Origin of the sequence: Campylobacter concisus, assembly GCF_002165815.1 — a bacterium.
Classification (GTDB): Bacteria; Campylobacterota; Campylobacteria; order Campylobacterales; family Campylobacteraceae; genus Campylobacter_A; species Campylobacter_A concisus_BH.
Genome location: NZ_NDYN01000005.1, coordinates 27,212 through 40,833 on the forward strand (window position 1 = coordinate 27,212; position 13,622 = coordinate 40,833).

The following is a 13,622-nucleotide window of genomic DNA, read 5'->3' on the forward strand; positions in this document are numbered from 1 at the left end:
AGCCAAATTCAAATTTTTATGTGTCTGGTCTGCGCAAATTTTAAACCGCGCAACATTTAAATCTATCACAAAATACTGCCGCCCAAAATCTGTGGCTTAGCTCCTTGTAATGAAATCTCGTTTCAAGCTTGCGAAGCAAAAACAAAAATTCTTGTCTTGGTAGTTTAAATTTTTCGAGTTGAACTTATATGTTCTATCTTCGGTCAAAAATTTCTTCGTTTCTGCTTGCAGTTGCGAGCTTACGAAGCAAAACATTTAAAATCATCACAAGATACTTTGCCTCGATGCTTTGTTGTTAAATTTAAAAATAAAACTACTGCAAAATACTGCTACCAAATGCCATGGTTTGGCTCTTTTGGATTTTTAAATTTAGCTTTGCTTTTATAGAGAAGCAAAAAAACTTATTCTCTTTGACAAGTTTTGTCTAAATTTCAGCTCGTATCAAATTTCGCCTGCTCAACAAAATTTAAAGCCCAAAAAATAAAATTTACGGCTCGGGGCACTGCCATCTGGTACCATTTTGGGCAAAAGAGCTTGGTAAAAGCCGCAGCATTTGAGGCATCAAAAAGAGGTGGCGAGGTCGCTCACAGCATCAGAGATGATGGTAAGGCTGTGCTATACGCTGTTAGCAAGCTATTTTTGTAAATTTATATCTTGCTAACTGGCTTTAAAAAGTAGCTAGAAACCGCGCAGATAAGCGAAACTGCGGCGATAAAGTAAAACGAGTGCGTTAGGCTAAATATGTCAGCGATCTTGCCGATGACCGTCGCAAATATACCGCCGATCGTGATGCTAAGCCCAAGCGTTACGCCAGAGGCTAGGCCGATTTGATTTGGCAGATAAAGCTGTGCAAGGGCGATTGAGGGGCTAAAAGATAGGCTGATGCAGGCACTCACGCACATAGAGGCCACGAGAAATAGCGCGTAGCTGTCGATAAAGAGCATTAGCACGACTAATGGCGCGGCGATACTTAGGCTTATTTTGATGAGCTTAACTAGTCCGTATCTATCAGCTAGAGCTCCACCAAATAGCGTAGAGATCGCACCTGCAGCAAAAAAGAGGCTTAAATTTACATTTGCAGCCTCTTTGCTAAGGCCAAAAATTTTGATGAGGTAGATGCTAAAAAATGCCGTAAAGCCAAATGCGACGATAGAGCGTGAAAATATACACAAACAAAGCCTTAAAAACGCGCCCAGATCGTCTTTTAGAGCACTTGTTTTTTGTGAAATTTGCTTTTTGTGATTGCCTTCGAGTGCTTTTATAAATTTGCCCTTTTTAAGGTATAAAAGTGTTAGCAAAATTTGAGGGATTATAAAGACTAGCGTCCCTTTTAGGCCAAAATTTCCCACAAAAACAGCGACCAAAATAGGCCCAACGGCAAAGCCCGCGTTTCCGCCAAATGAAAATATACTTATGCTTTTGGCTCTATTTTTGGCGTTTGATGCGTAGTTTACGATCCTTGCGGCGCTTGGGTGAAAGAGCGCGGCGCCGATACCGCTTATCATCACGCAAACCAAGATGAGGTAGTAGTTTGTGACAAAGCCAGTTAGGCTCATGCCCCCGCCTGCCAAAAGTAGCCCAAGCGGGATGACGTAGGGAAGCTCCCTTTTGTCGCTTAGGCGGCCTATCAGCGGTTGGATGAGCGAGCTTGCTAAATTTGTGGTGGTCACGAGCGAGGCGGCCGTAGCGTAGTCGTAGTGGTAGCTCGCGATGAAAAAGGGTAACATCGCGCCAAGCGCACTTTGGTTTATGTCGCTACAAAAGTGCCCAAGCCCCATTAGATACTTTAAATTTTCCGCCTTTTTCATCTAAAATAGCCCTTTTAAAAGTCCCTTTAAATTTTGCTTTTCGCCGTTTGTGCTTTCATCATCTTTGCCGAGCTTTTTATCTAAAAATCTACCTATCTCTTTTTTGACCTTATTTTCGAGATATTGCGATCTGACGTCATATTTTAGCTTGTCTGTCGTGCCTGAAATTTGCACGTTTAGGTCAGTCTTTTCTAGCCTGCAAACAAGTGGCGCGTTAAGCATTTTTGTCGCGGTATTGTAAGTGCCGTTTGCAACCTTTATATCGCTCTTTGGAGAGCTTAAATTTACGTTAAAAACGACGTTGTCGCCCTTTATATCGCCATAAATTTTGCCGTCTTTGTAAAATTCTTTTGTGATGTCCTTGCCGGTGAATATTTTTATGTTGTTTGTGAGATTTGTGCTGGCTAGGTGACCCTCTTTTAGCAAGATGTCAAATTTACCCACCCTTTGCTTCGTCTCGTAGTCAAATTTAGCATCGCCGTTGCCATCATAAAGATGATCTAGCCCCAAAGTCTGCGTTAGCCCCTTGACTTCAAAGTTTTTTAGCACCGCATCAAGCGCGCCACCTTTGTAGTTTGCCTCCAGTTTGCCCTTAAATAGATCATCAGAGGTGACTTTTACGCTTAGATCATCTACTTTGCCATTTGCTGTTACGAGGGCTGCAAATTTACCGTGAAGCTCGCGACCAGCTAAAAATGCAAGCCTATTTAGCTCTGAAACTACCGCTTGAAGCTTTAAGCTTAGCGTGCTTTTGCCTACGTCAAAGCTGCCGTCTATGCCCTTTATATCAGCAAGCGAGCTAAGAAAGTCGCCACTAAATTTTGCTACGTTGCCTTTATAGTCTAGGCTCAAATTTGAGCTAAATTTCTCATTTTGGGGGAATTTTTTATCAAGCATTTTGCTAAGCGCTGCGGCGTTAAATTTGCCATCATTTAAAGCGATCTCAGTAGTGATACTTGGGCTTTTATCAAAGATATTTTGCCCCTTTGCCTGGATATTTGCCTTGGCATTTACCAGCCTATCGTTGCCACTTATGGCTAAAATTTCTCCAAGCTGCGCCTCTTTTAGGTTAAGATCAAGATTTTCATTTTTTATGGTGGCGTTTAGCTTGCCAGCAAAGGCATCGCCGCCTAAATTTAGCTCATTTATCTTGCTAGCCTTGAGCTTCACATTGCCAGCAAGCGCCATCTTTGAGCCCACCTCAAAGCCACTAACCGCTTTAAATTTCTCAGGGTCGCTAATGAGCAGGGCAAATTTGCTAAAAATTTGGTTGTTTTTTAGGTCATAAACGCCCTTTACATCCTTTAACTCGCCAAGGTCGCTAAGCACGTTTGCGTCAAAATTTACAAGCTCACCTTTTGCTGTGGCGCCGCCTTTTAGCTCAAATTTAGCCGCATTTTTAAGCTTTGCAAGACCATTATTTATAAGGCCATTTTTTATCTCAAATTTAGTCTCGCCTGCAAGCTTTTTTAGCTCATTAAAGCCGCTAAAATTTGCGTTTAAATTTATCTGCCCGTCTGCGTAGCTAGGCTGCAAAGCAAGCGCTAGAAGCTCTTTTAGCTTGATGCTAGTTGCATTTAGGGCTAAGTTTTTGCTATCAAAATTTGCATTTATCTTGCCGCCAAGCCCATTTATCTCAGCTTTTAGGTTTTGAAGGGCATTTTCTTGCATTGTAATTTCGCCGTTTGCATCCACAGCGCCACTTAGTTGCTCGCCTAAGAGCTTGCCAAAAAGGGCAAGATCAGGCACATTTAGCGAAAAGTCGCTCTTTAAATTTTTGCTAGCTAGATCATAGATCGTCTCATTTGCTTTTAAAGTGGCTTCAGGTGCGATGATGATGGTTTTTGCGCTCACTTTTTCATTTGCAAATTTAGCATTTACGCCGCCTTTAAAGCTTATATCTTTTGCTAAATTTAGCCCAAATTCATTTTTAAGAATTTCTTTGTTTATCGCTGCATCGCTAGCTAAAATTTGAGCGTTTATGATGGGTTCATTTTTCTCATCAACTCCTTGCATATTGCTCGTTAAATCAAGCTTGCCGCTAGCTAAATTTGGCTTTTTGGCAAGAGCTGATATCTCAGAAAGTTCGATGTTTTTAGCGTCAAGATTTAGAGCTTTTGGCAGGTAATCTTTTAAATTTGCGTTTAAATTTATATTTGATCCAAGCGCCGTGCCAGTTGCCGTTAGCTTGAAGTCGCTAAATTTGCCAGCCACATTTGCTTTAAGAGCGACGTCCTTTTTTAGCCCAAGCTCGCTAGCCTTTGCCTTGTTGGCATTTATATCTATGTTTAAGCTCATACTTTGAGCAAGCAAGGATAGATCGCCATTTGCCTTTAAATTTATGGCATCCATCACGGTCGCTTCTAAATTTAAGGTGCTAAGCCCAAGGTTAAAGTCTTTAAATTTGACATCGATACCACGAGCTAGCGCCTCTTTTTCTATTTTACTGGCTATAAATTTATTGCCAAAAGAGCTAAAGATAAAGCCAAAAACGCAAAGGATTATCAGCACCAAAGCCGTTACTATGTAGGCTACTTTTTTCATAAAATTCCTTTATATTAGTTTTACATATCATAAAACTTTAGTCACTTAGACTAAAGTTTTTAATAAAATTCACTATAAATTATTGACTTTTTCAGAAAAAAATGCTAGGATTTCATCACTCAAAAATAAAGAGTGCTAAAAAAGACAATTAAACTAAAAGGATGAACAATGAACTTTCAACCATTAGGCAAGCGTGTCCTAGTCGAACGCGTAGAAGAGACAAAGACGACAGCTTCGGGCATAATTATACCTGATAACGCAAAAGAAAAACCTTTAAGCGGCGAGGTAAAAGCAGTTGGCGCTGAAGCTGAGGGCGTAAAAGTTGGCGAAAAAGTAGTATTTGCTAAATACGCTGGCACTGAGGTTAATTTAGATGATAAAACATATCTTGTTTTAAACATCGACGATATTTTAGGCGTGATTAAATAATTTAAAAAGGAAAGACAATGGCAAAAGAAATTTTTTACTCTGATGATGCAAGAAACCGCCTATATGAGGGCGTAAAAAAACTAAATGACGCTGTAAAAGTGACAATGGGACCAAGAGGCAGAAATGTCCTTATCCAAAAGAGCTTTGGCGCTCCAAACATCACAAAAGACGGCGTTAGCGTGGCTAAAGAAGTTGAGCTAAAAGATACTATCGAAAACATGGGTGCAAGCCTAGTTAGAGAAGTAGCAAGCAAAACAAACGACCAAGCGGGTGATGGCACTACAACAGCGACTGTGCTAGCTCATGCGATATTTAAAGAGGGTCTTAGAAACGTAACTGCTGGCGCAAATCCTATCGAAGTAAAACGCGGCATGGATAAAGAAGTAGCAGCTCTTATAGATGCATTAAAAAACATCTCTAAAAAAGTTTCTGGCTCAAAAGAGATCGCACAGATCGCTACTATCTCTGCTAACTCAGACGAGAGTATCGGCAAACTTATCGCTGATGCGATGGAAAAAGTCGGCAAAGATGGCGTCATAACAGTAGAAGAGGCAAAGTCTATCCAAGATGAGCTAAGCGTTGTTGAGGGTATGCAGTTTGACCGCGGATATCTAAGCCCATACTTCATCACAAACCCTGAAAAGATGCAAGTTGAGCTAAGCAATCCATTTATATTACTATTTGACAAAAAGATCACAAATTTAAAAGATCTGCTTCCAGTGCTTGAGCAAGTACAAAAGAGTGGCAAACCACTTCTAATCATCGCTGAAGATATCGAAGGCGAGGCGCTTGCAACGCTTGTTGTAAATAAACTTCGTGGCGTGTTAAACATCTCAGCTGTAAAAGCTCCTGGCTTTGGCGACAGAAGAAAAGCGATGCTTGAAGATATCGCTATCTTAACAGGCGGTGAAGTCATCAGCGAAGAGCTAGGCAGGACACTAGAGAGCGCTACTATAAACGACCTTGGACAAGCTTCAAGCGTAGTTATCGACAAAGATAACACAACTATCGTAAATGGTGCAGGCGAGAAGTCAGCGATCGATGCTAGAATAACTCAAATAAAAGCTCAAATAGCTGAGACTACAAGCGACTACGACAAAGAAAAACTTCAAGAGCGCCTTGCAAAACTAAGCGGCGGCGTGGCAGTTATCAAAGTAGGTGCTGCGACTGAGACTGAGATGAAAGAGAAAAAAGACCGCGTAGATGATGCTCTAAGCGCTACTCGTGCAGCTGTTGAAGAGGGCATCGTAGTAGGTGGCGGTTCAGCTCTTATCCTCGCTTCAAAGAGTGTAAATTTAAATTTACAAGGCGATGAGGCAATCGGTGCTGAGATCGTTAGAAGAGCGCTTCGTGCTCCACTTCGCCAAATCGCTGAGAACGCTGGCTTTGACGCAGGCGTAGTAGCAAATGCAGTTGAGACAAGTAAAGATGCAAATTTTGGCTTTAACGCTGCAACTGGCGAATATGTAAATATGTTTGAAGCTGGCATCATCGATCCAGTTAAAGTTGAGAGAGTTGCGCTTCAAAACGCTGTTAGCGTGGCTAGCTTGCTACTAACAACTGAAGCAACTATCAGCGAGATAAAAGAAGAAAAAGCAATGCCTGCAATGCCTGACATGGGCGGAATGGGTGGTATGGGCGGCATGATGTAGCAGCCCTTTTCGAGCTAGAGCCTTTTCTAGCTCGAATTTAAATTTTAACCTCACTAAATTTATAAAATTATTTACTCCTTTTTAAATTTATTCTTGTATCATTTTTGCATTCTTTTAGGGAGAATTTACAATGAAATATGATGAAATTTTTAGAGAATACGACATCCGCGGCATTTTTGAAAAAGACTTGACAGAGGACAGTGTCAAGGCTATAGGGCTTGCTTTGGGTAAGAAATTTAACGAATTTGGCGTGAAAACTTTAAGCGTTGGTTTTGACGCAAGGCTAAGTGCTAGCACGCTTTTTAGGTATCTGCTAAGCGGTCTAAACAAGGCTGGTGGCTTTAAAATTTATAACATCGGCTTGCTGCCAACTCCTGTTGGCTACTTTAGCGTTTATGCTGATTATTTTGATGCAAACATCATGATCACGGGCTCTCACAACCCAAAAGATTATAACGGCTTTAAGATCACTATCAAAAAAGATAGTTTTTTTGGCAAAGATCTGCAAATTTTAAAAGATAAGGTGAATGAGATAATCGCCTCTAGTGAGCAAATAGCAGACGATGAGAGCTGTGAGAAATTTAATATCTTAGAAAAATACGTTGAGTTTTTTGTAAAAGAATTTAGTGAGCTTAAAAATTTCAAAAAGCCTTTTGTCATCGACTGCGCAAATGGTGCTGTTGGCGTGAGCTTGGTGCCTATCGTCAAAGCACTTGGACTAAATGCAAAAATTTTATATGAAGATCCAGACGGAAATTTCCCAAATCACCACCCAGACCCAAGCGAAAAAGAGAATTTAAAAGAGATATTTTCGCTCATTGAAAAGAAAGAATTTGACCTTGGATTTGGCTTTGACGGAGATGGCGACAGGATTGCAGTTATAACGCCAAAAAGAGATATAAAAGGCGATGAGCTAGCATATCTTTATGCGCTAAATATGAAACATCCAAAGGTGCTTGGCGAGGTAAAATGCTCACAAAATATGTATGATGAGATCGCCAAGATCGGCGAAGTCTTCATGGGAAAAACTGGACATAGTAATATAAAAAAAATGATGAAAGAGCTAAACGTAGATCTTGCGGCTGAAGTGAGCGGTCATATCTTCTTTAAAGAACGCTATTTTGGCTTTGACGATGCGCTTTATGCGATGATGAGGGTGCTTGAGCTAGTTCATAAGGGCTTTGATCTTGACGGCGAGCTTGATAAGATGCCGCTTGTCTTTAGCACCGATGAGATCAAGATAAAGACGACTGACGAGGCTAAATTTAAGATAGTTGCTAAGCTAAAAGAGTGCGTGAAAAACGAGGGTTGCGACCTGCCAAAGATAAAAAATATCATCGACATTGATGGTATCAGAATTCAGTTTAAAAATGGCTGGGCGCTGGTGCGTGCGTCAAATACAACGCCAGTTATCGTTACTAGATTTGAAGCTAAAAGCAAGGAATTCTTAGAAGAGATCGAGCAAAAAGTGACAAATTTGCTAAAGAGCTTAATGTAGCCAATAAAAGCATTTTGGGTTAAATTTACTCCAAAATGCTTTTTAAAATTTTATTTAAATATTTAAAAACTAAGGTTTTCTTTCTTGCGAATTTTCTCTGCATACATGCTTCGTAGTATTAAATTTATCAAATATATAGAATTTAAAATCAACAAATAGCCTATCGGTATCGGTGTTTTTCAAAAAGAGTTCATTACTATAAGCTTACCTTGCTCGTTTAGCGCTCAGGTATGCAAAATATCTGCTCATTATAGATTTTAAAGCAGTCCCACTTACTGACAAAAAATTTAGAAACTTTATCGTAAAGCTTACCTAATAGCTTGCTACCAAGAATTGCAAAACCGCTGTCATGGATTTTATTAAAATACCATCTGCTGCCAAAAACATCACGAATAGATTTGTTAAATTTAAAAAAGAGAGATGGCGTAAAGATTACGCCATTAAATTTAGAGTTTGCCGCCTTCGACGACTAGAGATTCAGGATTTACGCTGTCGCCATAGATCGGTTTTAGCGTTGCGTCATAGTCTTTGTGGAAGAAATTTTCTTTTCCAAGCTCAATTATCTCGTTGTTTAGCCACTCAAGCAAGGCTTTGTTGCCTTTTTTGACAGCTGGAGCTATCACATCCACATCGCCAAGCGCCTCAACGCCAACGACAAAGCCAGGAGTCTCTTTCGCCCAGGCAAAAAGTAGGGCGTTATCATGCGCTAGAGCCGCACCTCTTTTATCAACCAAAGCTGCGAAAGTTTCGGTGTTTTGATCATACTTTAAAAGCTTGATATCAGGATAATTTTTCGTAAAAAATGCGTCTGCTGTTGTGCCTTTATTAACGATTAAAGTTTTATCTTTTAGCTCATCAACGCTCTTTATCACAGCGCCCTCAGGGCTAACGATGCCAAGTGAGACCTTCATATATGGAAGCGCAAAATCAACAACTTGCGCGCGCTCAGGCGTCTTTGTGAAATTTGCAAGCGTGATATCGACCTTGTCAGCTGTGAGCACTTCGACCCTGCCAGCAGCCTCGACTAGCTCAAATTTTACCTTGCTCTCATCGCCAAGCAAGTCTTTTGCGATGCGTTTTGCAAAGTAGATGTCATAGCCTTGGTTTTTGCCGTCTTTATCGACGTAGCCAAATGGCGGTTTATCGCTAAAAACGCCTATCCTTATATATCCACGCTCTTTGATCTTTGCGATCGTATCAGCTTGGTTTGAAGCGGCTGCTTTGTCCGCACCTTTGTCATCACCACAACCCGTTAGAAAGACGGTAGCGACTAATGCTAATAAGAAAAATTTAAATTTTCTCACTCTTTCTCCTTTGAAAAATTTAGTAAATAAGAGCGGTCAAATCTCGCTCTAAACGCATTTTGAAAAACGGCAAATTATCTCTTATTTTTTCTAAAATGAGAATAAATTTAGAAATTTCTTCGCTCGCTCGCTCTTTGGATTAGTAAAAAACTCCTCTGGCTCGCTTATCTCCACGATCGCTCCAGCGTCCATAAATACGATCTTATTTGCAACCGCTCTTGCAAAGCTCATCTCGTGGGTGACTATTAGCATCGTCATGCCATCTTTAGCTAAATTTAGTATCACATCAAGCACTTCTCTAACGATCTCTGGATCAAGTGCGGCAGTAACCTCGTCAAATAGCATGATCTCAGGGTTTAAACAAAGGCTTCTTACTATTGCTATGCGCTGCTTTTGACCGCCGCTTAGCTCCTTTGGATAGGCAAATTTCTTATCAAGTAGCCCAACCTTGCTTAGCCACATATCAGCCGTTTTTTCAGCCTCGGTTCTATCTCTTTTTTGCACCTTTAAAGGTCCAAGAAGGACGTTGTCTATGACGTTCATATGGTCAAATAGCTCGTAGCTTTGAAAGACCATGCCGACCTTTTGGCGGATCCTTTGCCACTCTTTAAATTTAGCATCTATCACTTCGCCGTCTATGACTATCTCGCCGCTTGCTATGCTCTCAAGGCCGTTTATGCATCTAAGTGTTGTGCTCTTGCCACAGCCTGATGGTCCAAGAAGCACGACCACTTCGCCACTTTTTACCTCTAAATTTATATCCTTTAAGGCGTGAAGCTCTCCATAAAATTTGTTTAAATTTTTAAGTTCTAAGATATTTTCGCTCATTTTAGCTCCATTTTTCTTCTAATTTTTTCGATAGTTTTGAGACTGGATAGCAGATCGCAAAATATAAAAAGAATATGAGCGTGTATATCCAAAATGGCGCCATAGGATTTGTAAATACATTTCGCTCGATGATCTGCTGACCGACTTTGACCACCTCTACAACGCCGATTAGCACGACGATAGAGGTCGTTTTTATCATACGGCTTAGTAAATTTACAGCTCCAGGCACCAGCCTTCTAGTAGCAAGTGGGATGATGACATAAAAGTAAATTTGAAATTTGCTAAGTCCTAGCGAGGCGGCTGACTCAAACTGGTGCTTTGGTATCGAGGTGATCGCCCCTCGCACGATATCCATCATCTCAAAAACGCCCCAAAGGCTAAAGACGATGAGCGAGGCGGTAAATGCCGAGATATGCAGCCCAAAAGCCTTGCTAACGCCAAAGTAAAATAAAAATAACCAGACGATCTGAGGCATGATACGAACGATCTCTAGGCAAATTTTTAAAATAAGATAGATTAATTTGTTTTTCATACTCATCAAAACGCCAAGTATGAGGCCACCGACTACGGAGATGATGATCGAGATAAATGAAATTTCAGTGCTTACGACAAGACCTTCAAGCAGTCTTAGTAAATTTTGTGTATCAAATAATATACTAACTCCTTGCATTTCTCACCCTTTTTTCGACGTAGCTAAGCGCCAGCGAGACTGGCAAGATGATGACAAGATAGCTAATAACCAGCATAAAAAGCGCCTCATCTGTTTTGTAGTAAAGTCCGATGAGATCCTTTGCGACATAGACTAGATCAGCAAGCGCTACGATACTAACGATGCTTGTCTCTTTTAGTAAAAATATGACGTTTGCGCTGATGCTCGGAAGTGCCACGCTAAAGGCTTGTGGCAAGATGACATATCTTAGGAGCTGATTTTTACTAAGTGCGATACTAAGGCCTGCTTCTATCTGCGACCTTCTAACCGCCTCAAAGCCAAGTCTAAAGCTCTCGCTCATGTAGCTGCCACCAAGAAAGCTAAGCCCAGCGACCGCACAGGCAAAGCCGCTCATCGACACTCCAAGCTTTGGCAAGCCGTAGTATAAAAAGAAGAGCTGGATAAGAAGCGGCGTGTTTCTTGAAAGCTCAACGTAGCAATCAACTAGTTTTGAGAGAAATTTTAGCTTGTAAAATTTCACAGCCATGCAAAAAATGCCTATCAAAATAGAAAAAACGATCCCCAAAAAGGCAATTTCGATCGTAAGCACGCCAGCCTTTACAAAAAGGGGGTAAAATTTCTCAATAAACTCAAAATCCATAAACTTTAATCCAATCTGAAAAATGGAGTTATTTTATCCCATAATCATAAATTTAAAACTAATTAGATATGATCACGCTTTAAATTTAAGCTTACAAAAAGGATAAAATTTGATCGATCTTTTTCAGATCATCGGTTTTTTAGGGATGATTTGCATCGTGATGGGCTACTTTTTACTCCAGATCGGCCGTCTAAATAGCCACGATCTAGCCTATCAGATAATAAATTTAGCAGGTGCGGTGCTACTTATAATCTCGCTTTTTGTGCACTTTAACCTCGGCTCATTTTTGATAGAGGTCTTTTGGATAATCATTACGATTTATGGAATTTATAAAATTTACAAGGAGAGAGCGTGAGAGCGTATGCAGAGTGGGAAGAGCAGGAGCTTTTGTTTTTATCGCTGCCACATAGTAAGAGCGACTGGGAGCCTTATTTAGAGGAGATTTTGGCGGGCTATGAGGAGCTTGTGGCTGCTGTTACGCCTTTTGAAAAGGTGGTGCTCATCTGCCCTGATGAGGCAAATTTTGATAGATTTAAGAAATTTAAAAATGTTGAGTTTGTTAAGCTCGATACTGACGATACTTGGATCAGAGACTACGGTATGATCGATGTTTGCACTAAAGACGGCGTAAAAAGTTACGACTTTAAATTTAACGCTTGGGGCGGTAAATTTAAGAGCTCAAAAGATGATGCTATAAATTTAGAGCTAGCTAAAATTTACAAAACCAAGCTTGAGCCAGTTGATATGATACTAGAGGGCGGAAGTGTTGAATTTAACGGAGACGGAGTGCTTTTAACCACTTCAAAATGTCTGCTAAATGAAAATAGAAATTCCTCTCTTAGCAAAGAGCAGATCGAAGAAAAACTAAAAAATTTATTTGGCTTAAAGCGTATCATATGGCTTGAAAATGGCTTTATAAAAGGCGATGACACAGATAGTCACATCGACACTTTAGCGCGCTTTATCACGCCTGATACGATAGCTTACGCAGCTTGCGATGATGAGAGCGATGAGCACTTTGATGAGCTAAAAAGGATGGAGGATGAGCTTAAAAAAACTGGCTTTAAGCTACTTGCTCTGCCACTTCCTAAGCCTAAATTTTATGAGGGCAAAAGGCTTGGCTGCACCTATGCAAATTTTATCTTTATAAATGGTGCGCTAATCGTGCCAACATATAACGACGAAAACGATGAAAAGGTGCTAAATTTACTAGCCAAGGCACTGCCAGATAGAAAGGTCATCGGTGTAAATTCGCTAGTTTTTGTCCGTCAAAATGGCTCGCTTCACTGCTCAAGCCAAAATAGATACAAGAGGGCCTAAACTTGGGAAGTCCGTTTGATTATGAGTTTAACCGCATAAATAAGCAGGAGTGCACGCAGGGCGAAAATAAGGCCGTCATCGCAGCAGGGGCTTGCGCCTTTTTGCTCGCACTTGTGAAATTTGCAGCAGGACTTTTTAGCGGCTCGGTCGCTGTGCTTGGCTCGGCGATTGATTCAATGCTTGATTTTATCGTTTCGCTTTTAAATTTATTTGCGCTTAGAAAGTCAAGAAAGCAAGCCGATGAGAGATTTAACTTTGGCTACACAAAGCTAGAGGCGTTAGCAGCGCTATTTGAGTGCGTCATCATCGTTGTGGCTGCTGGATATATATTTTATGAGAGCGTTAAGAAATTTAGCGAGCCAAATTTAGAGATAGACCTTGGCTTAAGCCTTGGTGTGATGGTCTTTTCGGTCATAGTGACGCTATGTTTGGTGCTATTTTTAAACCAAATTTCTAAAAAAAGTGGCAACCTTATCATAAAAGCAGACGCACTGCACTATAAGATCGACCTTTTTAGCAACCTAGCAGTCATCATCTCGCTGCTTATCATTAAATTTAGCGGATTTGTGATGATAGATGCGATCTTTGGTATCGTGATAAGTGGCTACATCGCTCAAAGCGCCATAAGCCTTGGCAAAGACGCCCTTGGTGTCTTGCTAGATCACGCAGCAAGCCCTGAGGTCACAGCTGAGATCATCAAGATGATAAAGGCAAAGAAGAGGATTTCAGACTTTCACTATCTAAACACAAGGCAGAGCGCAAATACCATATTTTTAACGATGCATTTAGTTTTTGACAAAGATATCTCGCTTTATGACGCGCACGAAGTGGCCGAATCGCTTGAAGCTGAGATAAGAGAGAAATTTAAGGAATTTTCGTGGCAGATAACCACGCATTTAGACCCATATAACGACAAAGAAGGGAGATGA

Annotated in this window: 12 protein-coding genes; 6 read left to right on the top strand and 6 right to left on the bottom strand. The window is 40.7% G+C overall.

Annotated features, from left to right (window positions below; translation table 11 throughout):
* Window positions 1-647: 647 nt before the first annotated feature.
* Window positions 648-1,808 carry an MFS transporter gene (locus B9N65_RS05160; RefSeq protein ID WP_087583077.1) on the bottom strand — a complete coding sequence of 387 codons (1,161 nt, stop codon included), beginning with the start codon at window positions 1,806-1,808 and terminating at the stop codon, window positions 648-650.
* Window positions 1,809-4,352, bottom strand: coding sequence for a tryptophanyl-tRNA synthetase (locus tag B9N65_RS05165; protein WP_087583078.1), 2,544 nt, complete (start codon window positions 4,350-4,352; stop codon window positions 1,809-1,811).
* A gap of 168 nt (window positions 4,353-4,520) precedes the next feature.
* On the opposite strand from B9N65_RS05165, the gene groES reads away from it, so the two are divergent.
* From groES to B9N65_RS05180, 3 genes are all read left to right on the top strand, one after another.
* Window positions 4,521-4,781 carry a co-chaperone GroES gene (gene groES, locus B9N65_RS05170; protein WP_009293641.1) on the top strand — a complete coding sequence of 87 codons (261 nt, stop codon included), beginning with the start codon at window positions 4,521-4,523 and terminating at the stop codon, window positions 4,779-4,781.
* A 17-nt stretch (window positions 4,782-4,798) separates the two neighbouring features.
* Window positions 4,799-6,433: a chaperonin GroEL gene (groL, locus tag B9N65_RS05175; protein WP_002940160.1), complete on the top strand. Its 1,635-nt coding sequence runs from the start codon at window positions 4,799-4,801 to the stop codon at window positions 6,431-6,433.
* A gap of 130 nt (window positions 6,434-6,563) precedes the next feature.
* Window positions 6,564-7,931 (top strand): phosphomannomutase/phosphoglucomutase, encoded by a 1,368-nt coding sequence (locus B9N65_RS05180; RefSeq protein WP_087583079.1) that lies wholly within the window; start codon window positions 6,564-6,566, stop codon window positions 7,929-7,931.
* A 446-nt stretch (window positions 7,932-8,377) separates the two neighbouring features.
* Here B9N65_RS05180 and B9N65_RS05185 read toward each other — a convergent pair whose 3' ends face one another.
* From B9N65_RS05185 to B9N65_RS05200, 4 genes are all read right to left on the bottom strand, one after another.
* The gene (locus B9N65_RS05185; RefSeq protein ID WP_009293645.1) at window positions 8,378-9,235 is read right to left on the bottom strand and encodes a cysteine ABC transporter substrate-binding protein; all 858 of its coding nucleotides are present in this window, start codon (window positions 9,233-9,235) and stop codon (window positions 8,378-8,380) included.
* A gap of 90 nt (window positions 9,236-9,325) precedes the next feature.
* Window positions 9,326-10,063 carry an amino acid ABC transporter ATP-binding protein gene (locus B9N65_RS05190; protein ID WP_087583080.1) on the bottom strand — a complete coding sequence of 246 codons (738 nt, stop codon included), beginning with the start codon at window positions 10,061-10,063 and terminating at the stop codon, window positions 9,326-9,328.
* A gap of 1 nt (window position 10,064) precedes the next feature.
* Complete coding sequence (locus B9N65_RS05195; RefSeq protein WP_087583081.1) at window positions 10,065-10,733, bottom strand: amino acid ABC transporter permease; 669 nt, start codon at window positions 10,731-10,733, stop codon at window positions 10,065-10,067.
* Window positions 10,720-11,373, bottom strand: coding sequence for an amino acid ABC transporter permease (locus B9N65_RS05200; protein ID WP_021085233.1), 654 nt, complete (start codon window positions 11,371-11,373; stop codon window positions 10,720-10,722). The genes B9N65_RS05195 and B9N65_RS05200 overlap by 14 nt, the downstream gene beginning before the upstream one ends.
* A gap of 109 nt (window positions 11,374-11,482) precedes the next feature.
* On the opposite strand from B9N65_RS05200, the gene B9N65_RS05205 reads away from it, so the two are divergent.
* The 3 genes from B9N65_RS05205 to B9N65_RS05215 are packed head-to-tail and all read left to right on the top strand — an operon-like array spanning window position 11,483 to window position 13,622.
* Complete coding sequence (locus tag B9N65_RS05205) at window positions 11,483-11,728, top strand: CBU_0592 family membrane protein (RefSeq protein ID WP_002940350.1); 246 nt, start codon at window positions 11,483-11,485, stop codon at window positions 11,726-11,728.
* Window positions 11,725-12,693, top strand: a complete 969-nt coding sequence (locus tag B9N65_RS05210; RefSeq protein ID WP_087583082.1) for an agmatine deiminase family protein — start codon at window positions 11,725-11,727, stop codon at window positions 12,691-12,693. The genes B9N65_RS05205 and B9N65_RS05210 overlap by 4 nt, the downstream gene beginning before the upstream one ends.
* A 2-nt stretch (window positions 12,694-12,695) precedes the next feature.
* Complete coding sequence (locus tag B9N65_RS05215) at window positions 12,696-13,622, top strand: cation diffusion facilitator family transporter (RefSeq protein ID WP_087583083.1); 927 nt, start codon at window positions 12,696-12,698, stop codon at window positions 13,620-13,622.

Coding starts and splice junctions, on each gene's coding strand:
- B9N65_RS05160 (WP_087583077.1), bottom strand. CDS start 1,808: ATGAAAAAGGCGGAAAATTTAAAGTATCTAATGGGGCTTGGGCACTTT.
- B9N65_RS05165 (WP_087583078.1), bottom strand. CDS start 4,352: ATGAAAAAAGTAGCCTACATAGTAACGGCTTTGGTGCTGATAATCCTT.
- groES (WP_009293641.1), top strand. CDS start 4,521: ATGAACTTTCAACCATTAGGCAAGCGTGTCCTAGTCGAACGCGTAGAA.
- groL (WP_002940160.1), top strand. CDS start 4,799: ATGGCAAAAGAAATTTTTTACTCTGATGATGCAAGAAACCGCCTATAT.
- B9N65_RS05180 (WP_087583079.1), top strand. CDS start 6,564: ATGAAATATGATGAAATTTTTAGAGAATACGACATCCGCGGCATTTTT.
- B9N65_RS05190 (WP_087583080.1), bottom strand. CDS start 10,063: ATGAGCGAAAATATCTTAGAACTTAAAAATTTAAACAAATTTTATGGA.
- B9N65_RS05195 (WP_087583081.1), bottom strand. CDS start 10,733: ATGCAAGGAGTTAGTATATTATTTGATACACAAAATTTACTAAGACTG.
- B9N65_RS05200 (WP_021085233.1), bottom strand. CDS start 11,373: ATGGATTTTGAGTTTATTGAGAAATTTTACCCCCTTTTTGTAAAGGCT.